General features: G+C 42.4%; 16 protein-coding genes and 1 pseudogene. 12 read left to right on the plus strand and 5 right to left on the minus strand.

What is annotated here, in order from left to right; genetic code table 11:
- The 8 genes and pseudogenes from G564_RS20570 to G564_RS0104575 all read left to right on the plus strand — a co-directional run.
- Positions 1 to 195 (plus strand): hypothetical protein (locus G564_RS20570; protein ID WP_037373509.1); only part of this gene is annotated, 195 nt, incomplete at its 5' end.
- Between the two features lie 37 nt (positions 196 to 232).
- Entirely contained in the window at positions 233 to 1,672 is a 1,440-nt protein-coding gene (locus tag G564_RS0104545; protein WP_029036620.1) for an amidohydrolase, read from the plus strand.
- A 189-nt stretch (positions 1,673 to 1,861) separates the two neighbouring features.
- Positions 1,862 to 1,921 (plus strand): annotated as a pseudogene (locus G564_RS20875) (GIY-YIG nuclease family protein); the annotation flags it as partial.
- Between the two features lie 32 nt (positions 1,922 to 1,953).
- The gene (locus tag G564_RS20655) at positions 1,954 to 2,142 is read left to right on the plus strand and encodes a hypothetical protein (protein ID WP_029036621.1); all 189 of its coding nucleotides are present in this window, start codon (positions 1,954 to 1,956) and stop codon (positions 2,140 to 2,142) included.
- A 386-nt stretch (positions 2,143 to 2,528) separates the two neighbouring features.
- Positions 2,529 to 3,404 carry a DUF808 domain-containing protein gene (locus tag G564_RS0104560; RefSeq protein WP_029036623.1) on the plus strand — a complete coding sequence of 292 codons (876 nt, stop codon included), beginning with the start codon at positions 2,529 to 2,531 and terminating at the stop codon, positions 3,402 to 3,404.
- Between the two features lie 141 nt (positions 3,405 to 3,545).
- Positions 3,546 to 4,763, plus strand: a complete 1,218-nt coding sequence (locus G564_RS0104565) for a DUF418 domain-containing protein (RefSeq protein ID WP_029036624.1) — start codon at positions 3,546 to 3,548, stop codon at positions 4,761 to 4,763.
- Between the two features lie 103 nt (positions 4,764 to 4,866).
- Positions 4,867 to 6,162 (plus strand): M20/M25/M40 family metallo-hydrolase, encoded by a 1,296-nt coding sequence (locus G564_RS0104570; protein WP_029036625.1) that lies wholly within the window; start codon positions 4,867 to 4,869, stop codon positions 6,160 to 6,162.
- Positions 6,163 to 6,211: 49 nt separating this feature from the next.
- The gene (locus G564_RS0104575) at positions 6,212 to 7,759 is read left to right on the plus strand and encodes an amidohydrolase family protein (protein WP_051205320.1); all 1,548 of its coding nucleotides are present in this window, start codon (positions 6,212 to 6,214) and stop codon (positions 7,757 to 7,759) included.
- A gap of 24 nt (positions 7,760 to 7,783) precedes the next feature.
- Here G564_RS0104575 and G564_RS0104580 read toward each other — a convergent pair whose 3' ends face one another.
- From G564_RS0104580 to G564_RS0104590, 3 genes are all read right to left on the minus strand, one after another.
- The gene (locus G564_RS0104580; protein ID WP_029036627.1) at positions 7,784 to 8,878 is read right to left on the minus strand and encodes an alanine racemase; all 1,095 of its coding nucleotides are present in this window, start codon (positions 8,876 to 8,878) and stop codon (positions 7,784 to 7,786) included.
- A gap of 166 nt (positions 8,879 to 9,044) precedes the next feature.
- The gene (locus G564_RS0104585) at positions 9,045 to 11,474 is read right to left on the minus strand and encodes an outer membrane beta-barrel family protein (RefSeq protein ID WP_029036628.1); all 2,430 of its coding nucleotides are present in this window, start codon (positions 11,472 to 11,474) and stop codon (positions 9,045 to 9,047) included.
- A gap of 350 nt (positions 11,475 to 11,824) precedes the next feature.
- Positions 11,825 to 14,251 (minus strand): TonB-dependent receptor domain-containing protein, encoded by a 2,427-nt coding sequence (locus G564_RS0104590; protein WP_029036629.1) that lies wholly within the window; start codon positions 14,249 to 14,251, stop codon positions 11,825 to 11,827.
- Between the two features lie 206 nt (positions 14,252 to 14,457).
- Between G564_RS0104590 and G564_RS19805 the strand changes: the two genes are divergently transcribed.
- The 4 genes from G564_RS19805 to G564_RS18570 all read left to right on the plus strand — a co-directional run bounded on the left by G564_RS19805 (position 14,458) and on the right by G564_RS18570 (position 20,173).
- Positions 14,458 to 15,651: a sensor histidine kinase gene (locus G564_RS19805; RefSeq protein ID WP_051205306.1), complete on the plus strand. Its 1,194-nt coding sequence runs from the start codon at positions 14,458 to 14,460 to the stop codon at positions 15,649 to 15,651.
- The gene (locus G564_RS0104600) at positions 15,632 to 16,402 is read left to right on the plus strand and encodes a LytR/AlgR family response regulator transcription factor (protein ID WP_029036630.1); all 771 of its coding nucleotides are present in this window, start codon (positions 15,632 to 15,634) and stop codon (positions 16,400 to 16,402) included. The genes G564_RS19805 and G564_RS0104600 overlap by 20 nt, the downstream gene beginning before the upstream one ends.
- 15 nt (positions 16,403 to 16,417) lie before the next feature.
- Positions 16,418 to 17,518, plus strand: coding sequence for a sensor histidine kinase (locus G564_RS19810; RefSeq protein WP_051205307.1), 1,101 nt, complete (start codon positions 16,418 to 16,420; stop codon positions 17,516 to 17,518).
- A 162-nt stretch (positions 17,519 to 17,680) separates the two neighbouring features.
- On the plus strand, positions 17,681 to 20,173 hold the full coding sequence (locus tag G564_RS18570; RefSeq protein WP_156879174.1) for a DUF5916 domain-containing protein: 2,493 nt from the start codon (positions 17,681 to 17,683) through the stop codon (positions 20,171 to 20,173).
- Here G564_RS18570 and G564_RS0104615 read toward each other — a convergent pair.
- Together G564_RS0104615 and G564_RS0104620 are read right to left on the minus strand one after the other, a co-directional pair.
- Complete coding sequence (locus G564_RS0104615) at positions 20,170 to 20,691, minus strand: hypothetical protein (protein WP_029036631.1); 522 nt, start codon at positions 20,689 to 20,691, stop codon at positions 20,170 to 20,172. The two genes, G564_RS18570 and G564_RS0104615, sit on opposite strands and share 4 nt — an antisense overlap.
- Before the next feature lie 29 nt (positions 20,692 to 20,720).
- Complete coding sequence (locus G564_RS0104620; RefSeq protein WP_029036632.1) at positions 20,721 to 21,872, minus strand: zinc-dependent alcohol dehydrogenase; 1,152 nt, start codon at positions 21,870 to 21,872, stop codon at positions 20,721 to 20,723.
- Positions 21,873 to 22,057 lie beyond the last annotated feature (185 nt).

Here is a 22,057-nt window from a genome sequence, read left to right on the forward strand (position 1 = left end):
CTAAGAGATAGTGTCCCTGGTTCCCCCGATGCTTCGGGGCTGGAGGCACCACCATTAAAGTTAAAGCCCCTTTTGGAAACAAAAGGGGCTTTTTTTGTTTACAAAGGTCAAGAACCAGGAACGGATCTAGAACAAATTTCAATTGGAATTCCCTTTTACATGTTTGAGAATTTCAATAATTATTTGAGAGAATAATCGTATAATTAATCCTGCTAACGGAAATTTTACAGCAATGACAAAAAATCTCCTCCTTTACCTGATTATCTTATTCAGTATCTCAGCTCATGCTCAGAAAAAATCAAAAATTACCAACAAGAAAAAAGCTGCAATAGAAATTATAGAAAACAGGATCGAAGAGCTCATTTCATTGAGTGATGAAATTTGGTCCTATGAAGAGGTTGCTTTCAAAGAGAATAGATCTTCCAAAGCTCTTGCTGATTATGCAGAGGAGCAGGGCTTTACCGTAAAGAGAGGTGTTGCAGGCATCCCCACCGCTTTCACAGCCGAATATGGTTCCGGACAGCCTGTAATAGGAATACTAGGCGAATTTGATGCCTTACCCGGTTTATCTCAAAAAACTGTACCCGAGAAAGATCCCCGGAACCCGGGAGGAGCAGGACATGGATGTGGGCATAACCTTTTTGGGGTGGCATCTATGGGTGCAGCAACAGCCATAAAGGAACTAATAGATGATGGGAAAATTAAAGGTACTATTCGCTTTTACGGCACCCCGGCTGAAGAAAAGTTTTTTGGAAAACTTTGGCTGGTAAGGGAGGGGCTCTTTGATGACGTCGATATTGTTATGGACTGGCATCCCTCAGCCGAGACCAAGGCAGATGTGCAGGCCGGTCTCGCACTGGTTGATTTCCTGGTCGAATATCACGGTCAGGCCGCTCATGCTTCTGCCGATCCATGGAACGGAAGGAGCGCATCAGATGCTCTGGAGTTGTATACTACTGGTATCAATTATTACAGAGAACATGTCAAGCCCACAGTAAGGATCCATTACGATATTCAAAACGCCGGAGAAGTAGTAAATGTGGTGCCTGACTATTCTAAAATCTGGACCAGGGTACGTGACACCAAAAGAGATGAATTAGTTCCTGTTTGGAAACAAATAGAAAAGATAGCCGAAGGCGCAGCTTTAATGGCTAATGTTGATTATAAGATCACATTGATCTCGGGAATACATGAGGTACTGGTTAACAGAACCGGAGCTGCAGTGCTTCAAAAGAACCTGGAATCTCTTGGACCTATTGAATACTCAGAAGGTGAACAGGATTTTGCCAGGAAAATTCAGGCAGCTACAGGAAAGGAACAGGTAGGGTCAGTTTCTGAAATTGAACCTTTGGAAGAGACCCTAGAACACCCAATGGGTGGCTCCACCGATGTCGGCGACGTTAGTTACGTGGTTCCCACAGTTAGATTGCGGGCCACAACCGCACCAAAAGGCACCCCCTGGCATTCGTGGGCCGTTGTCGCCTGCAGTGGCATGTCTATCGGTCATAAGGGAATGGAATATGCTTCAAAAGCAATGGCAATGACCATGATCGATTTTTATGAGGATGAAAAACTGCGGAAAGAAATGAAAGCGGAATTCAAAGAAAGAAAAGGAGATTATATCTATAAAGGAATGGTACCTGAAGGTCCTCCCCCTTTAGAAATGGAATAGCTGAAACAGAAGAACAAAATGATTAATTGTTTCCGGTTTATACGCACTTATTTACAGATAGCAGCCCGTATTTAATTAGGCTACAATTATGAAATAAAGAACAGCGGGTAATTGCCGCTCCTCATATCTGAGTTCAATTTCGAACTCTCTGACATAACTCTTTTTGTACCCGCTTTTTTACTTTTAATTATGCATTTTCTCTATATCATCTACAGCCCTACAGCCGATAAATATTATACCGGTGAAACCAGTAATGTCCCTGCAAGAGTTGAACAACATAAATGCATAAGAAAATCAAAGCCTTTACCGGAGCTGCATACGACTGGGAAACCAAACTTATATTCCGGTGCAAAACGAGAGAAGAGGCAGTTTACCTTCAAAAACATCTTAACAAGACCAAGGGCAGAACCTTCTTAGAAAAAGTATTAGACAAACCTCAAATACTGCAAGAAATTCTTTCCGAAAGATAAACTACTACTTCGGCATATAAGTTTCTCAGAGGGTAAGTTTTACAGAAAAATTCTCTGAAACCTCATATTGCTATCTATGTTAGGCCGTGATGGCAGAACGAAGAAGATTCACTCTGTCAAGGAATTTTTACCGGAAGCTTATGGCACTTGTCGAGAACAGAGATTTCGGGCAAAAGAACCTGATGTGTATCCTCAAATTCTAAAATACATGAGAACGCCCACTTTATATAATACGATTTTAAAGACCCGGTATGTTGAGCAGAAAGCACCACTCTTAGTAAATTTTACAGGGAATATTTAATATTAAAACCTTATTAAAAATTTCTTTCAAGTAAATTCAATTAGTTCAATACCCTTACCTTGCTTTACCAAATTAAAATCAAACAATGGCTTCAGGATTTTTTGCACTTCTAGATGATATTGCAGCTTTAATGGACGATGTGGCGGTAATGGGTAAGGTCGCCGGAAAAAAAACAGCAGGAATAATGGGAGATGATTTGGCTGTAAATGCCGAGAAAGCTTCCGGATTTATGTCATCAAGAGAACTCCCTGTCCTTTGGGCCATCACTAAAGGTTCTTTTTTAAACAAGCTTATTATCCTGCCTCTCGCTTTTCTGTTAAGCGCATTTTTTCCTGCTGCTATAACGGTTATTCTTGTCCTTGGTGGTTTATATCTCGCATATGAGGGAGCCGAAAAAATCTATGAGTTCATCTTTCCTCATCCTCATCAGGCTGAAACCCCTGAACTCGAAGATCTTTCCAAAGAGGAAGTACTGAGCAGGGAAAAGGAAAAAATAAAATCGGCCATACTCACCGACTTCATTTTATCTGTAGAGATCGTAATTATCGCCCTGGGCAGCATTACAAATGTCCCACTTCTAACCCAGATCATAGTAGTTACGCTTATAGCACTTATTGCTACTGTTGGGGTGTACGGTCTGGTAGCACTAATCGTTAGAATGGATGAATTTGGCACAAAACTTATTGCGTGGAATGATGAGGAAAATAGTATTTCTGATAAAGCCGGGAGATTTCTGGTTAGTGCGCTTCCAAAGGTGATCAAGAGCCTTTCGGTAATAGGTACAATAGCCCTAATATTGGTTTCGGGCGGTATTTTTGTTCATAACATCCATTTTTTACACGATCTGGTAGAAAGTATCCCGGCGATAATCGGGGAATTTATTATGGGTCTTGTAATCGGTTTTATTGTCTTACTTATCATAAAATTAGTTATGAGACTTTGGAAAAAAATGAAGAGCTGAATGTTCTTATAAAATCTTCTTTAAATTCCTCCTAATGAATTAAACGAAGAAAATGGAAAAGGATAATTCCTTCAATCTATGTTAAAAGCTATAGTCCAACTACAGGAAGTTCTAATTTCATGTCCTGCGCGATAGCATTCCATGGAAGAAAGCACGATCACAACTTCAAAAAGCAGGATAGACACCATAGATGTATTACGGGGATTCGCATTGACAGGTATCCTATATGCTCATATGGTGATCTGGTATACAGGAGCAGCCCTACCCCCCAATACTTATACTAGATTTGACAGTACAGCCGACGGAATAGCTCTTGGCATCTTCGGGGCCCTGGTGTTCGGGAAATTCTTTTCGGTATTTTCCTTCCTGTTCGGCCTCAGCTTCTTTCTGCATTTTCAGAAGAAAAGATCCAATCCTAATTATCTCCTGGTTTACACCTGGCGCCTGTTCCTGTTATTTCTTATTGGCCTGGCACATCATGTTTTGTGGAGGGGGGACATCCTTGTCATTTATGCTGTCCTCGGAATCGCCTTAATACTTTTCCGGCATCTCAATCTGAACCTTGTCCTTTTTCTTTCCCTACTGCTCATCATAGATCTGCCCACACATCTTTACGACGCTTTAAACTATAAAACACCCCATCTTCAGGTCGAGTTCCCCATGGCAGAAGAGGCAGAAAGATATTATGCGCTTGTACAAAATGCAGATTTACTCACTGTCTTAAGGGATAACTGGCGATCCTGGCCTGCAAAGATTGAGTATCAGTTGGAAAGTGGCCGACTCCTTATGACCTTCGGATATTTTCTCCTGGGACTGTATGTCGGCCGGAAAGGTCTTTTCAGTTCTATTGAAAAACATCTTAGAAAATTCAAAAGTTGGAATAAATTTACGGGAAGAGCAGTTCTTTTTCTATTGTTCCTCGGTTTGCTCATGTATCTGTTTGACCTGGTCACTATCCCCGGAATTAAAGTAGTGCCTGAACTACAATGGCTGGCAAGCTTCCTCTTCAGCATCTATAATGCCTTTTTAACCATATTCTACATTACCGGAATCACCCTCTTATTTCAAAAATATATATTTCATAAACTCCTTAAGCCACTGGCAGCAATGGGCAGAATGGCACTTACCAACTACCTGCTGCAGACCTTCTTTGGTCTGCTCCTGTTCTACCATTTTGGACTGGGACTGTTCGACAGAACCTCACCGGCAGTAAATGTCGTTATAGGCATAGTTGTCTTTTATTTACAACTAAAATTCAGTGAGTGGTGGTTAAGCCTTTTTAAACAGGGTCCTGTTGAGTGGCTATGGAAGGGGATCACCAATTTCAGATTTCCTTCAATAAGAAAGGATCGAGCCTGACCTTCCTTTTAACTTCCGCTCCCACCTTAATATCATTTTGGCACCTTGTTTAAGAATACCTGTAACTGCCGATTTTTTCTATATTTAAGGCATAGATCTTATTATGAAAAAAATTATCCCTCTTTTATTATTTCTTCTTTCCACAGTAGTTTCCGCGCAGGAGATCTCTTCTTCTGAACAAAAAATGATCGATTTTTTACGATCCCATGAAAAGGAACAGATCGATTTTCTGGAGCAAACAGTAAATATAAATAGTGGCACCATGAATCCTGAAGGCGTAAAGGAAGTAGGAATGCTTTATAAAAAGGAGCTGGATGCACTCGGATTTAAAACCCGCTGGATCTCCTTGCCGGACAGCCTCAACCGCGGCGGACATCTCTTTGCTGAAATGGAGGGCGGAAAAGGTCCCGTTATTTTACTGATTGGACACCTGGATACAGTTTTTGAGAAAGATCATGAATTCCGGACCTTCAGCCGTGATGGCGACATTGGAACAGGTCCTGCAGTGAACGACATGAAAGGCGGAAATGCCATGATTATTTATGCATTAAAAGCCCTGCATGCGGCCGGCGAATTGAAGAACAAGAGTATTATTGTCGCCTTTACCGGAGATGAAGAAAAACCGGGCCAACCCCTAAGTGTTAGTCGGCACGATCTTGTGGAAGCCGGAAAGAAAGCAGATATTGCCCTGGGATTTGAAACTGCTTCGGGAATGGATTATGCCACTGTGGCCAGAAGAGGTTCCAGCGGCTGGAGTCTCGAAGTAAAGGGAAAGCAGGCACATTCTTCAGGAATATTCAGCGAAAGTACAGGCGCAGGAGCCATTTTTGAAACCGCACGTATCCTGAATTCTTTTTACACCGAGGTCAAAGGGGAAGAACTTCTCAGCTTCAATCCGGGGATCATCCTGGGAGGGACTGAAGTAAGCTATGATCCCACACAATCCAAAGGCACTGCATTTGGAAAGACCAATGTCGTGGCAGGTGATGTAGTGGTCCACGGCGGACTCCGTTTTATTTCTGAAGAACAAAAGGAAAATGCCCGCAGCAAAATGAAGGAGATTGTGAAAAATAATCTGCCACAAACCTCAGCTACTATAGCATTTACAGATTCCTATCCGGCTATGAAACCCACTGAAGGGAATATGGCCCTCCTGGAAACGCTCGATGAAGTGAGCAGAGATTTGGGCTATGGCGAAGTAAAAGCTTACGATCCCGGAAAACGAGGGGCAGCAGACATTTCCTTTATTGCTCAATATGTTGACGGCCTTGACGGACTGGGAGTAATGGGCAGTGGCGCACATTCCCCTACAGAGACCATAGACTTGAGCACTTTTATTCCGTTAACAGAAAGAGCTGCTTTGCTCATACACCGACTAAGTAACAACAATAAAAAATAAGTACATTTTGAAATATTATTTAAAATCCCTGCTAAGCCTGCTACTGCTCATTTTTGGATTTACCGCTACGGCACAGGTGGAAAAAGCACCCCCGCGTACAGAAGGAGAAGGCCCATGGCCGCAACTAATTATTCGTGGGGTCACTTTGATTAACGGCAACGGCGCGCCTCCAACGGGACCTGTAGACATAGTTGTGGAAAATAACAAGATCAGCCGCGTACAGACTGTTGGCTACCCCGGAGTGCCCATTAAACAGGAAAGCAGGCCGAAACTGAAGCCGGGAGGAAAAGAACTTGATGCCGAAGGAATGTTCCTTTTGCCAGGATTTGTAGATGTACACGGCCATATTGGCGGAGAAGCCCAGGGAGCAGACGCCGAATATGTTTTTAAACTCTGGATGGCACATGGGATCACTACGGTGCGGGATCCTTCAGCAGGGAACGGCCTGGATTGGGTACTGGACCAGAAGAAGAAGAGTGCCACCAATTCAATTGTGGCGCCGCGAATATTTGCCTACACCGCCTTTGGACAGGGAAGCGAGGGTCCCATCTCCAATCCCGAACAGGCACGAAGCTGGGTGCGGGAAAATGCCAAAAAAGGTGCCGACGGAATAAAATTTTTCGGAGCTCCCCCTGCAATAATGGAAGCTGCTCTTGAGGAGAACAAAAAGCTGGGGCTAAGGGCCGCAGCACATCATGCCCAGATGGCCGTAGCCAAATGGAATGTATTGCATTCGGCGCGTGCAGGACTCACCAGCATGGAACACTGGTATGGACTGCCTGAAGCATTGTTTACAGATCGTACTGTGCAGGATTATCCGGCAGACTATAATTACAACAATGAGCAGCATCGTTTTAGCGAAGCAGGAAAACTATGGGAGCAGGCAGCTCCTCCTTATTCAGAAAAATGGAACCGGGTGATGAACGAACTTCTGGAACTAGATTTTACGCTCTCCCCTACTTTCAACATCTATGAGGCAAGCCGGGATCTGATGAGAGCCCGCACAGCCGAATGGCATAAAGATTATACGCTGCCTTCCCTCTGGGAATTCTATCAGCCCAGCAAGATCTCCCATGGCTCCTACTGGCATTACTGGGGCACAGAGGAAGAGATTGCCTGGAAGAGAAATTATCAGCTCTGGATGACCTTTGTCAATGAATACAAGAACCGCGGGGGAAGAGTCACTGCCGGCTCCGATTCCGGCTTCATTTTTCAGCTCTATGGTTTTGCTTTTATCAGAGAGCTGGAACTATTAAGAGAAGCAGGATTTCATCCTATGGAAGTAATAATGGCCGCTACACTTAATGGCGCCGAAGCCCTTGGTGTGGCAGATCAATTAGGATCTGTAGAAGTGGGGAAGCTGGCAGATTTCGTCATCGTAGAGGAGAATCCTTTGGCTAACCTCAAAGTACTTTACGGCACCGGCGCCATTAAACTGACCGAAGATAATGAGGTAGTGCGGGTTGGCGGAGTAAAATACACGATCAAGGATGGTATCATTTACGATGCAAAAGCCCTGCTTGATGATGTAAAGACAATGGTCGAAAAGAGAAAACAGGATACTGAATTTGAATTAAAACAACCGGGAGTAGAATAAAAATTCCGAGGTTAAACACCTGAACTACCGGGGCATCATCTCCAGTCTTTCTCCTGTTGTTGTCCATATTTCCCCCATCATTACTGCAGTGGCGCAGGCGTGAACCGGAAGTATTCCCAACAGGTCACCAACTTTTATCTGTTTCATAATTTCTCCAGGCAAACTCAGCACCCCATGCTCCTGTGAAATCTTGCTCACCCCTGCTCCGGGAATGGGTGCAGACCATTTGTCGTTTGTCAGCTGTACCACCAGTCCGTAATGACTATTTCCGGCTCTATCGGTAAGCGAATCTTTTCCCTGGTGCACCCAACCGCTGTGTACGATTACCTCCTGTCTTTCGGGATGAACCGCAACCACGGGTACCGCAAGGCAAATGGCAATCTCCTCAAAGCTGTTGGCGCCAATACTTTCCTGTACCAGGTCGTAATAAACAAAATTCCCAGGATGAATACTGTCAACACCAGCAAAATCTTCAGCAATACTGCAGGAAGGAGTATCTCCCAATCCGATCTTAAGCTCCGGAAATTCCTCTCTAAAATGCCTTTTTAGAGACCTTAGTTTTTCGAGTACTTCAGAAGAAATTTTTTGGACTTCCCGGGGAGAAGCTGCACTATAGGTATGCCCCGGATGAGTATAGAAACCATCAAATTTTAACTGAGAATTTTTTGTCAACTCAAGAATCCCACCGATCTTATCAAGGTCCCTTACCCCCAACCCGGAGCGGCCGTCTCCTGCATCTACTTCAATAAAAAATCTTACCGTATTTTTTAACTGCTGCTTCAGAAGGCCGGCAGTTTCCCTGCTGTTTATGAAGATCCGGAGATCTCCCCGTGCTGCGAGGGAATTAAGCTCCGCTATTTCCAGAACATTAATCGGAAAAGCGATCGTAATATCCCTCCACCCGTGTTCTGCAAAGTAAGTCCCCATCTTTACAGAAGTCACAGTAATCGCCGTAACTCCCACCTCTCTGAACCATTCCCCCACCCTGGCAGACTGATGTGTCTTGAAATGCGGAATTAGCTGCACCTTGTGTTTTAAGGCTTTTTCGGCCATTCTCCGAATATTAGCTTTACAGGTCTCTTCGTGAAGTAATAAAGTAGGTCTTGTTATCTGTAACATGAAAGTTTTTCTGAAGGTGAAAATACAAAGAAAAGGAGAAAAGATTCAAGTGCAAGAGAATCAGGTGCTCTTGTAAACTAATCAAAATTTATAAAAATATCTGGCAGTACAACAGAGAAACCCGGCTAGTGCCGGGTTTCCTGATCAAGTTGTAGAAGAAGGAACATTATGAACCTCCCGCCCTGTTCAATTCTTCCAGTTCGTTTTTTCTGGATTGTTGTTTGGAGTTTGACGGATTGAAGGAATATCTCAAATTCAGACTTACAGCTCTATGATCAAAATATTGGTCTATTTCAATCGTATTGCCAAGATAATCGGCCGTTACGTTCATTTCCATTCCCTTAAAGATATCAGTCGCATTAAGGGTTACGTCCAGCTTGTCATTCAAAAATGACTTTTTAAGTCCGGCATCTACCCAAAATTGCTTCTCAATATTATATACCCCATAAGCCATTGGACCTCTGTAAGTACCATTAACTTCAAGTTTTATATCCCATGGAAGGTTAACCTGATGGTTTGACTGAAAAAGGTAAAACAGATTATCATTCTCCACTGAAGTTCCATCTATGGTAAGATCATAAGTATGTTGATTAAACACTACAGTATTGTTGACATTCCAGAACTTCGCCAATTCGACAGGGGCCACAAGTGTAGCTCCATAACTGCTAAAATTATCCAGATTTCTACTGGTGAAGGACGTTTTCCCTGTCTCAGCATCGGCCGCAGGAACTTCAATAAAGTGATTGTTTGTACTGTCATAGCTTAAAAGAAGATTAAATCTCTTAAAGAAAGTATGGGTCATTTTAAAGGAATCGGTGATCTGCGCCTGTAGATCTGGATTTCCTTCGGTATAAGTATAGGGATCGAGGTAGAAAATAGTCGGATTGAAGGTACTGTAATCTGGCCTTAAGATCCTTCGGCTATAGGAATAGTTCAATTGGTAATTGTCACTTACTTTTTGCTCCAGCATAAGATTCGGAAAGAATTCCAGGTAATCTCTTTTATTAGTTTCATTCATCGTAAAGGATCTTCCCTTCCCATAGGTTTGTTCAGCCCGGAGCCCTGCCTGTAAGTTCCATGTATCGTTGAATCTATTGCTGTATTCAACATAAGCAGAGTAGATCTCTTCTTCATATCTAAACCTGTCACTATTGGAAGGATCCAAATTTCGCTCATTATCTTCTGTTACGAAATATTTCAGATCACTGTCTGATTCTACCTTACTGGCTTTGACTCCCAGTCCCAGGCTCGAGCTGACTGAAAGAGGTGTTGAAAAATCGACTTTTGCAGCATATATGCTGTAGTCTGAAAGGCTGATGTTGTCTAGCAATTCCAGTCTCGTGGAACCATCTGCCGGATAAGAATACGTATTCCTGAAATCAAAACTTTCTTCATTCTCAAGCCTTATGTAATCTACATCTGCAGATATGGTAGTTCCCACAGTGTCAAGTTTCCCGGTGTAATGCAGGTTGAACTGTCCATTGTAAAATTGTTCATCCCTGTGGTTCAAAGCTTCTACATTGACATAGGTTCCATTTACAGGATGAGTTAGTGCAGTATAAGTATTCCAGTCGGCATCAATATTCTTGTAGATAAGGTTGGCCATAACGCCAATCTCATGATTTTTGCTCATCTCATGATCTGTTCCTATGCGAAGAGAGGGCGTGAATTCTTCTTTGATATCGATACCATTTTGTTTGTAGGTTGTGAAATTCTCATTTCCCGGAAAGGTTCTTGTCACCTTTTGCGGTCTGTATCTTCCTCCTTCAGAAAGGTCTAAACTGGCATAAGAATTCCAGCGGCCGGCACTATGATTAAGATTGACACCCCCATTGAACAAACGCTGATTATTAACTTTATATCCTCCGTAGACACTACCAGATAGTCCGGTATTGGTGTTTTTCTTAAGGCTGATATTCAGTATTCCAGCAGTACCTTCGGCATCATATTTTGCTGAAGGGTTGTGGATCACTTCGATCTCTTCAATATTTTCTGCAGGCATACTTTCCAGCAGTGTCTGAAGTTCTTTAGCTGAAAGATAGGTCATGCGCCCATCCAGCATCACATTAACACCGCTCTTCCCATTGATCATGAACTCCCCGTCCTGCCCTACCGAAACTCCCGGAGCTCTTGAAAGCATTTCGTAAGCTGTTTTACCGGCTGCAACAGCTGTTCCCTCTACTTTCATTACCATCTTGCCATTCTCCACCTTTACGCGGGGTCTCCAGGTTTGGATCATCACCTCATTAAGCATTGTCAATTCTTCCTGCATGGTAAGCAACCCGAAATCCTTCCTGTAATCTGAACTGGCTATTTCAAATAATGGCGTGAAAATAGATTCAAATCCAATGGCACTGAATCTTAGTACATATTTTCCATTTTCAGGGGATTTCAGGTTAAAGCTTCCATCCATTTCTGTCGTGGATCCTGTCACCACCGTAGAATCGGGTAATTTCATTACCGCTACGGTTGCAAAAGGAATGGACTCTTCATTCTGGTCCATAAGGCTTCCGCTAAGGGAGCCTTCCTGTGCATTTATTGAATAAGTTATTATGAAACTTAAAAAGACTGTAATTAATTTTTTATACAACTTCATCTTGAACAAATTTTGTGGTTAGAAAACTGTTTTTGAATTAGCTAACAGGACAAATATGAGCCAGTTAGTCCGGCACAGAAACCTCTTAATGATGAAGCGGGATATTTAACCGGTGAATCGGGATATTTAGGTAATGAACATTCAGGGATTTATTGTGCTTTCCGGTTTTACTATAATCATGAAGAACGCGCACTGAGAATCGCCGGGGATTTATTAGCTATAGTTTCGAGATGACTTCTGAAGAGATCTGCCGGATTTTAATAAGTTTTGGTTGACAAAGAAGAAAACTGAAAAAAAGAAACCCGGCTTTTGCCGGGTTTCCTGATGAAGTTGCAGAAGAATGAACACTGTTAGCCACCCGCCCTGTTCAATTCTTCCAGTTGATTTTGGCGGGATTTCTTTGGAGCATCAGAACCATTGAACCTGTATCTCAGATTGAAACTGACTCCCTGGGTAAAAAAGTGCTGCTCCAATCTGAAAGTACTTCCGGGATATTCTGACTCCACATTGATCTGCTGACCTGCAAAAATATCTGTCGCTTTTACGGTAAGATCCAAACGCTCATTCAAAAAACTCTTTTTGAGACCGGCATCGAGATACCAGCGCTCTCCTATAGTGGCAACTCCATAAGCCATGGGTCCGCTGTAATTGGCATTTAGTTCAAGATTTAGATCCCAGGGAAGGCTTATCCTGTGGTTCGACTGTAAAGAATAGTACAAGACATCATTCTCAACAACTCCCTCTTCATAGGGTATATCAAAATTAGTCTGATTCACCACCGCTGTATTTTCGGCATTCCAAAAGGAAGTGATCTCTACTGGCACCACCAAAGTAGCTGAATAGGAATCCTTGTGATCTGTGTTGGCTGTAGTAAGTATTGCCTGCCCGGTTTCCATATCGGTTCGTGGATATTCGGCTGTCGCACCTTTCGTGCGGCTGTAATTAAGCATTAGCATATATTTTCCGAAGAGGGTTTGGTTGACCCCATAAGAGGAAGTGATCTCTGCTTCCAGATCGGGATTACCCACAATATAGGTGTATGGGTCAAGATAGAATAGAAAGGGATTGAGTCGGCTATAGCTAGGCCTATTGATCCTTTTACTGTAGGAATAGTTTAACTGGTAATTTTCGCTCACTTTCTGGCTTAGCTGAAAGTTTGGAAAAAGATCGAGATAAGATTTTTCATTAATCCGGTTCATGGTGGGGGAGATTCCTTTACCCACAGTTTTTTCCGCTCTCAATCCAAGCTGTAGATCCCATGTATCACTCAGCCTGTTACTATAGCTGGCATAAGCAGCATAGATCTCTTCTTCATATGTAAAGCTGTTGCTTCGGGTTCGATCTAACTCTCCGCCTGTATCCTCTCCTAAATAGAACTGAAGGTCACTTTCGGATATTACTTTACTTCCTTTAACTCCTATACTGAATTCCGACCGGGAGTTTAGCGGCAGGCTAAGATCTGCCTGGGCTGCAAAGATCTCATAGTCTGAAACACTCCTGTTGAAAAGTTTTTCCACATCTGTTTCTTCGTCTACCGGAAAGAAATAATTATTGGTAAAATAGGAATCCAGGTCCTTTGACAACTGTACGTAGTCCAGATTAACAGAAAGATTGGTGCCCACGGTGTCCAATTTTGCATCGTAATGCACATTGAACCTGCCATTCCCGTAATCCTCGATCATTCTGTTTTTGGCAGAGATCGTCTCAAGGTCTCCAATTCCATCCTGCCCCAGTTCTGTCTCGGTATTCCATATTCCGTTCTCTTCATAGAACGAATAATTTCCGGAGAAGCCAATAGAATGATTTTCATTTAATTGATAATCCACACCGGCCTGGAATGAAGGTATCCATTTGGTCTCCAGTTGCACTCCCGTCTGGTGATAATAATCATATTCGAAATCATAGGTGTATTCTCTCCATATCTCCTGCTCTCTCATAAATCCTCTTTTGGAGAGATCGGCACTGAAATACGTGTTCCACTTACCTGAGTTGTAATTAAGATTAGCCCCGGCATTATACCAGTTCTCCTCATTAAATTCTACTCCGCCATAAACGCTCCCATTAAATCCGGCTCCCAGATTTTCTTTTAAAATGATATTGATGATCCCGGCCGAACCTTCGGCGTCATATTTCGCAGAGGGATTATGAATGAGTTCAATGTTCTTGATGTTTTCTGCCGGCATAGATTCCAACATAGTCTTTAGTTGATCGGCCGAAAGGTAGGTGAGACGGCCATTGATCATGATCTTTACTCCGGTTTTTCCGTTGAGTCTTAGATTTCCATCCTGATCTGCCGATATTCCCGGGGATTTTGATACAATCTCAAAGGCAGAGCTTCCCGCGGCCATGGCAGTACCCTCAACGCGGACAACCATTTTTCCTGCTTCCAGTTCCACCCTCGGCCTCCAGGCCTGGACCATAACTTCATTAAGCATGGTCATTTCTTCTTTAATGATCACCTGCCCAAAATCCCTGCTATAGTTGGGGCTTGAAATATTAAAGGCATCGGTGAAAGTGGAAGTAAATCCAATGGCGCTAAATCGCAGTAAATATTTCCCCTCTTCGGGAGTACCAAGTTCAAAAGCTCCATCCAAATCTGTAGTAGTTCCTGTTACTACAGTAGAATCTGGCAGTTTTACCATTGCGACCGTGGCAAAGGGAATAGTTTCTTCTTTAGGGTCTATAAGACTTCCGCTAAGAGAACCTTCCTGGGCGTTTATTGAATAAGTGATTATTAAACTTAAAAAGACTGTGATTAATTTTTTATGCAACTTCATCTTGTAAAAATTTTGTGGTTAGACATTCTATTTTTCGCTAGCTAACGGCACAAAGATGAGGATGGAAGACCCGTTAGGAAACCAGAAAATAATGAAGTGGGATTTTTAGGCAATGGAATGGGATATAGGCTGAATGAAATGGGAAGCAGTTTTCCCCAATCGGGTGATATTCGTATTACCTGAAGGATTTATTAAATGCCGACACTATGAAATTCCTCAAAAAATTATTTATTCTTTACATTTACCAGAGTAAAGAAATTTTATACCTCATCAAGACAGGACAAATCCATAGCCGAATTGCTGCTAAAGAAAAGACTACTTCTAAAAAGTCTGATAAAAACTGGTTCAGGAAGCTGGTAGTAAAAGCCTTCTTTACAAGTATCCTGATTTTCTTTACTATTGTCTACTACCACCAGGGCTCGGTATTTTTTAACGCAGACGGTTCTTCTATATTTAACAGGATAGCAGCATTTGAATTCCTGTTTACGTTTATTTTTCTTTTATCCACCTTTATCACTCATCGGGGAATCTCATACCTGGTCAATGAACGAAATTTTCTTTCCGATACTTCCGTAGCGAAAAAGATAGTAGAAGCTATTTTGGTCATTGTAAATTCAACGATCCTCCTGTTCCTGTTTGTTCTTGTTCCTTTCATCATGGTTTTCCCGGACATTGAGGTGCTGCCAATTCGCATAAGGTTCAATATCGCTTTTATGGCTATTCTATCCCTGTTCTTTTACTATTTCGTGGAAAGGGAGCGCAGTAAAAGAAAATTGCAGGAAAAAATTATCCGCTCCACGCGGCTTCAGAAGGAAAATTTCCAGGCACAACTCGAGGGGCTTAAGAACCAGATAAATCCACATTTCCTCTTCAACAGCTTCAATGTACTAAGCTCCCTCATCACTCATAATAAGATCCAGGCCCGGGAGTTTGTGGCGAGACTCTCTACCGTTTACCGTTCTCTACTGGTACATAGTGAAAAACAACTGGTAACTCTGGAAGAAGAGATGAAATTATCAAGGGCTTATATCTACCTCCTTAGCACCCGCTTTGGAACTAACCTTCAGTTCAACATCAATATTGAAGAAGATCATTTACAGCTACTTCTGCCTCCGGGTTCGGTACAGATGCTCATAGAAAATGCCATAAAACATAATGGCTCTACACGAAAAAATCCATTGTATATTGACATAATGTCTCAGGATAAGATTCTAAAGGTGAAAAATAACCTTCAGCCCAGACTGGAAAAAATTGAATCCACAAAAACTGGCCTTCAGAATATCCGCAGGAGGTACAAATTCCTCTCCGACCGGGAAGTAGAAATAGAAATCACCGATAAAGAGTTCACAGTGCTCTTGCCTTTATTAGAAATTCAAGCCCATGAAGATCCTAATTATTGAAGATGAAGCATTCGCAGCCAGTGCTCTGGAATCCTTAATTCTCGAATTAAGACCGGAAACTAAGGTCCTTGATAAGATTGAATCAATTGAAGAAGCTGTCGAATGGTTTGATCTTAACCCTTCTCCCGACCTTATTTTTTGCGATATCCACCTGAGCGACGGTAATAGCTTTGAAATTTTTAAATCAAGAGAAATAAAAAGTCCGGTGATCTTTACCACTGCTTATGATGAATATGCTATAGAAGCCTTCAAGGTAAACAGTGTGGATTATCTTCTAAAGCCGATATCCAAAAAGGAACTGGCAGAAGCCATCAAAAAATATGAGGACCTGAAAGGCACTAATATGAGCCGGGAAATCCAGAATCTCCAGGGTCTTCTCCAGAACACTCTTACAGGAACTATGCCGGTGGAAAAGAAATCCCGCTTTATGGTAAAATCCGGCCAAACCATTAAAACCGTCTCCAGTGAGGACATCGCTCTTTTTCTGGCCGAAGAAGGAGTTGTTCTCCTAACCACTTTTAAAGGCAAACGTTATGTAATCAACTATACCCTGGATCAATTGGAGGAGTTGCTTTCAGCCGAAAGATTTTTCAGAGCCAATCGCCAGCTCATTGTGAATATTGACGCAGTAAAAGAAGTAAATCCCTACTTTAAGGGCCGGCTCCACCTTGTCCTTAGCGGGGGGCTTGCCGGGGAGCAGATCATTAGCAGTAACAAAGCATCAGCTTTTAAGGAATGGCTGGACCTTTAATCCAAGACAGGTAAGATGAAGACAACTTTTATTAATCAAAAAAAAGTTACACTGAAAGGTGAATGGCTGCAAAGAATTGGAGTTATAGCACTTATAAGCCTTGCAATACATATCATCGCTACCTATATAACCTATGGAGAACTCTCTTCTGTAATATCCCTTGCCTCCACCCTGGAAATTATTTTTACTTTTATTTATTTCCTTTCACTCTTCTGGCTATATCCAAAAATTTCCGGTTTCGTTCATTCTCCACGGCTAAAGGAACTTTCAGAAAATATGGTAAATTTTGTGGAGGGATTTTTAGTAGTAATAAGCACTTTCCTGCTCACCGGACTTACTAAGATATTTCCTTTATGGGTGCTCCTCTTAATCCTTAACCGAATTTTAGAAGGTTTCAATGGTAGATTCGATTTTGAAGCAGTTCGTCGCAGCCTCATTATTCACGCATTTCTGGGGCTTTTCTTTTATTATTTTGTAGAAAGAGAAAGACTGAGAAAAAAAATACGTGCCGAGCATTTGAGATTTGCGCAACTTCAAAGCATAGAGTTTAAAAATCAGTTGGAAAGATTAAAGAACAGGGTTAATCCCGATTTTCTTTTTAAAAGCCTTGACACGCTTGATTCGCTCATTGAACAGCATCCGGAGAAAGCAGTAGAATTCGTTGGACATCTTTCTTCTGTCTATCGTTCATTTCTTAACACCAACGAACAACTCATCAAATTAAAAAAGGAACTGGAGCTGGCCGGGGCATATATTGCTATTCTGAAAGTGCAATATGGAGCTAACATCCGGTTTAGCATTGATACAGAACCTGAAAGTCTTTCCCTGTACTTACCGCCCGGCACTCTTCAGGTGCTCATTGAAAACGCTGGACCTCAAACAGACATTCAAGGTGCCCACCCGCTTCACGTTGAAATTTCCACAACCGGAAAAAAACTCATTGTGAAAAATACCCGCTACCATATGCCCGCAAAGGACAAGCTTCAAAAAAAAATCGATCTCATAAAAGAGAAATACGAATATTTTTCAAATGAAACTGTTGAGGTTGAGGAAACTGACCTTCATTACAAGGTAGAGATCCCTCTTTTAGAATTAAATAAAGAAGTAGAGCAATAACACACCCTCTCTTTCCGTAGCTTTTGTTTAACAGAGGTAATTCTATAAACTTTTAAATAAGTCCCGATATTCATTATCCATAAATTTTTCTCCTTCTGGGAAAAAATATTGAAAGAACTGCAACAAAAGTCGGTTCTTGCCGTCTTTTAGTAAAACCTAACCATGAAGTTGCTTTTTCTGATCCTGTTTCTCGGGATCACCTATTCCCCGATTTTTGCTCAGGCAGCAGACTCTATTCCGCGGAAAAAGATCCACATCCACAGGGTCGAACAGGTACCAAAAATTGATGGCGTACTGGATGAAGCTGTATGGGAGAACGCTCCCGTCGCAACAGGATTTGTTGAACGCACTCCTGTCAATGGCAGGGCTATTCCCGATAGTCTTAAAACAGATGTGAAAATAATCTACGATGATCTGGGAATCTATTTCGGCGCTCATCTAAAAGATCCTGAACCCGCCAAAATAATGACCGAACTTACAGAAAGAGACAACATAGGAGCATCAGACTTTTTCTTCATTCTTCTGAACGGTTACAATGACAGGCAGCAAAGTATGCAGTTTATTGTTACCTCAGCAGGAGTGCAGTATGATGCTAAAATGACCAATGGTTTTGAAGATTCTTCGTGGAATGCAGTTTGGTACAGCGACGTAAAAATCACCGATACCGGCTGGGTAGCAGAGGTGTTCATCCCCTACTCAGAACTGCGTTTTCCCGAAAAAAAGATCCAGGAATGGGGTCTGCAGATGGAAAGGGACTTTAGAAGGACCGGAACCCGCTACAGCTGGAACCACATCGACAACAAAAAAGGTTCCTTTTCAATCTACGATGGAGAGATCCACGGAATTGAAAATATTGAGACACAGGTAAGGCTCTCCTTTCAACCTTACGTCTCCTCCTACCTCACAAATTACGCAGGAAATACCGAAGTGAATTTTAACGGGGGACTGGATCTTAAATACGGGATCAATGATGCTTTCACCCTCGATATGATCCTGATCCCCGATTTTGGGCAAACAAAATTTGATGCCGATGTGCTCAACCTTTCCGCTTTTGAAGTACAATATCAGGAGAATCGTGCCTTCTTCACAGAAGGAACAGAGCTTTTCACAAAAGGAAATCTTTTCTACAGCCGCAGGGTGGGAGGCGCTCCTTCGGGAAGGTTATTTCTTGAAGATTACGAATCTGTAGAGGAATATCCTTCAACCATTGACTTAATTAATGCCATAAAAGTCTCGGGAAGAATAGATAGCGGCCTCGGAATTGGATTTTTTAACGCGATCACAGAAAAAACATATGCTAAGATCCGCAATGACGAAACCAATGAACTAAGAAAGGAACTGGTGGAACCTTTTGCTAATTACAACATCCTGGTGCTCGACCAGCGCTTTGGCGATAATTCATCTGTCTCTCTGGTTAATACCAATACGACCCGGGAAGGACATTTTCGGGACGCAAACGCTACCGGTCTTTATATGGACCTTACTAATAAGGCAAATACGATGAGGTACACTGCCAGTGCAGAAGGCAGTTGGGTGATGCAGGATGAAACTATTTTCGGAACTGAACTTGAAGTCCGCGTCATGAAAACGAATGGCAAAAACAGATTTCAGGGGGGAATAGACCTTCGCACCCAGGACTACAACATCAATGACCTTGGATATTCCAGTTCCACCAATTATGTGAGGTACTTTGGAGGGTATAACCACAGGCTGCTTCAGCCGAAAGGTTTTTTGAATAACATGTTCCTCAATTTTAACCTTCAGCATGAACGCAGACTCGAGCCGGATCTATTCAATACCTTCAGGTTTAACTTCAATTCAAGTTTTACAACCCGTGATTTCCTGAATTTTGGTGGTGGCTTTGAAACTACACCTTTTGGAACAAATGACATCTATGAACCCCGCGTCGAAGGCAGGCATGTGGATGTTCCTGCATATTATGACATTTGGCTGTGGTTTTCTACAGATTACAGGAAACCATTTTCATTTGGAACGGTAGTAGACTGGTATAAATTTGATGAAAAAGGAAGAGGGAATCTTATCATTGATTTTGATCCCCGCTACAGGTTCTCAGATAAATTCAAGGTTAACTGGTCCACCAATCTTGTACTTTCAGACAAGGATGAAGGTTTTGTAGATATGAAAAATGATGAGATCATTTTTGGGCAACGCGATCGTAACACTATAGTCAATTCACTAGGTGCCAATTATATCTTTAACAACAAGATGGCCCTCAACCTCGCCTTCAGGCACTATTACTCTGAAGTGTTCTACACCGAATTCTATACGCTGCAGGAAAATGGCGAACTGGATTATCTTGCACCGCGTAATGATGAATATGACACCACATACAACAGCTGGAATCTCGATCTCAGATTTTCCTGGTGGTTTGCCCCGGGAAGTCAGATGACTTTACTATACCGTAACGCAATTACCAGTTTTACAAACCGGTCACATGTAAATATAGGGAACAACTTTAATCACCTTTTTGAGCAGGAACAATTGAACAGCCTTTCTTTAAGGATCAGCTATTATCTGGATTATAACAGAGTAAAAAACTGGTTTGGAGGTAAACAAAAAGCACCTGCGAATACAGATGCTCTTGGTGATCTCTCATATAGGAAGCTTAAGGAAAATCCTTTTTTAAAGCCTTAATCTTTTTTGTTTCTGGTCAATAGCAGGTATGCTCCAACTGCTGCGGCAACTGTGACGGCAGTCTTAATTACAAAGGTTTTCCGGTTGTACTTCCATTCCGACCGCATACCTTTTTCCGCGAAGATATTTGGTACATGCCCATGCTTAAGATCTTCAATGATCCCTTCTATCTCCCCCACACGGTCGGCCATCACAAGAGGCAGCCATCTCCCATAGCTGGATTCACTGTACTTGAAAGCCAGTCTGCGAATAGCTCCGCTAAGGCCCGAAGGTGGTACAGAAGTCCCAAATACAGCCGGAATATTTGGTCTTTCTACAGATTTAAGGACTTCAATATCTACCGGTTGCTGTTCGGGGCGTTCCCAGGTGTAACCTTCTATTTCTTCATCTGTTCTGTGCTTCATGGGGTAAGTTGGATCATTCTTGGGATCCCGGTCTACACCCCATCCCTTTATATGGCTATGGTCGCCACCCCTTTCATTTCTGAAATTTTCGGGTTTGGTTTCATCTCCTATCATTGGTGTATCTTTTAATTTTATATTATTTTTTATGCTGAAGGCGGAATTAATACAGTCTTGATACAACCGTCAAGTTTCTTGCTGAAGATGTTATAACCTTCAGCCACCTCTTCCAGCGGAATCCTGTGCGTGATCATATCCTTAGGACTGATATTCCCATTTTTCACATGCTCGATCATTTTAGGAAGTAGTCTCTTTACCGAACATTGACCTGCTCTTATAGTGATTCCCTTGTTGACAACATTTCCTATGGGCACCAGGGCGTCGATTGGACCATATACTCCTACAATAGAAACTATTCCGCCTTTTTTCACGGAATTAATTGCCCAGTGCAGCGCTGTTGTAGATCCTCCCTGCATGAGCATTTTTCTTCCCAGCATAGTATTCATTGTATCTCCTGCAGCTTCGGCTCCCACGGCATCAATACAAACATCGGCGCCTAAAGAATCGGTGATCTTTTTAATGAAAACAACAGGATCTTCGAGATGCTGAAAATTATAAACCTCACATTGAGCAAAATCCTTTACGAATTCCAGCCTGTAATCAAGTTTATCAATGACTATTACCCTACCGGCTCCAAAGAGCCAGGCACATTTCGCAGCCATAATTCCAATGGGACCTGCACCAAATACCACAACAGTATCTCCTTCCTGAATACCGGCCATTTCGGCAGCCTGGTATCCGGTAGGTACAACATCGGTCAGCAGCACCGCATCATCGGGATCCATCCAGTCGGGAATGACAGTTGGACCAACATTGGCATATGGTACCCGCACATATTCAGCTTGCCCACCGTGGTAGCCACCTGTGGTATGTGAATATCCAAAGATCCCTCCTGCCGCTGTAGACTGCGGATTGGATTCATGGCACATGCCATACATTTCCTGCTTACAGAATACACATTTCCCGCAGGCAATATTAAAAGGCACCATCACCCGGTCTCCCACTTTCACTTTTTCGACAGAAGATCCTACTTCCACTATTTCCCCAATAAACTCATGTCCAAAAGTTGTTCCTACCCGGGTATCTGGCACAAGGCCGTGATACAGGTGCAGGTCAGACCCACAAATACAGGTTCTAATCACCTTTACAATAGCATCTTCGGGATGTTCAATTTCAGGAAAAGGACGGTCGCGGTCGGCACGGACCCGGAATGGCCCGCGAAAGTTCATTGCTAGCATATCATTTAAATTTTTCTTTTACAAAGCATGTTGAGGACAACAGACGAAATACATCTACCTGATATCCTGACATTTAAATTTAAAGAATGATGCTTCTCAATAAAAGTATTTAACTATACTTTAGGCGCAGATTCGAAACTTTAGGATGCTGCTAACAAATCGGCAGGAAATTTCGGGCATAAAAA

Source organism: Salinimicrobium xinjiangense DSM 19287 (assembly GCF_000423585.1).
Classification (GTDB): Bacteria; Bacteroidota; Bacteroidia; order Flavobacteriales; family Flavobacteriaceae; genus Salinimicrobium; species Salinimicrobium xinjiangense.

Bases quoted from the DNA above. Each gene is read 5' to 3' on its own strand.
- G564_RS0104590 (WP_029036629.1), bottom strand. From the start codon at position 14,251: ATGAAGTTGCATAAAAAATTAATCACAGTCTTTTTAAGTTTAATAATC.
- G564_RS0104580 (WP_029036627.1), bottom strand. From the start codon at position 8,878: ATGTTACAGATAACAAGACCTACTTTATTACTTCACGAAGAGACCTGT.
- G564_RS0104620 (WP_029036632.1), bottom strand. From the start codon at position 21,872: ATGCTAGCAATGAACTTTCGCGGGCCATTCCGGGTCCGTGCCGACCGC.
- G564_RS0104565 (WP_029036624.1), top strand. From the start codon at position 3,546: ATGGAAGAAAGCACGATCACAACTTCAAAAAGCAGGATAGACACCATA.
- G564_RS19810 (WP_051205307.1), top strand. From the start codon at position 16,418: ATGAAGACAACTTTTATTAATCAAAAAAAAGTTACACTGAAAGGTGAA.
- G564_RS20655 (WP_029036621.1), top strand. From the start codon at position 1,954: ATGCATAAGAAAATCAAAGCCTTTACCGGAGCTGCATACGACTGGGAA.
- G564_RS0104545 (WP_029036620.1), top strand. From the start codon at position 233: ATGACAAAAAATCTCCTCCTTTACCTGATTATCTTATTCAGTATCTCA.
- G564_RS0104570 (WP_029036625.1), top strand. From the start codon at position 4,867: ATGAAAAAAATTATCCCTCTTTTATTATTTCTTCTTTCCACAGTAGTT.
- G564_RS18570 (WP_156879174.1), top strand. From the start codon at position 17,681: ATGAAGTTGCTTTTTCTGATCCTGTTTCTCGGGATCACCTATTCCCCG.
- G564_RS19805 (WP_051205306.1), top strand. From the start codon at position 14,458: ATGAAATTCCTCAAAAAATTATTTATTCTTTACATTTACCAGAGTAAA.
- G564_RS0104615 (WP_029036631.1), bottom strand. From the start codon at position 20,691: ATGATAGGAGATGAAACCAAACCCGAAAATTTCAGAAATGAAAGGGGT.
- G564_RS0104600 (WP_029036630.1), top strand. From the start codon at position 15,632: ATGAAGATCCTAATTATTGAAGATGAAGCATTCGCAGCCAGTGCTCTG.
- G564_RS0104560 (WP_029036623.1), top strand. From the start codon at position 2,529: ATGGCTTCAGGATTTTTTGCACTTCTAGATGATATTGCAGCTTTAATG.
- G564_RS0104585 (WP_029036628.1), bottom strand. From the start codon at position 11,474: ATGAAGTTGTATAAAAAATTAATTACAGTCTTTTTAAGTTTCATAATA.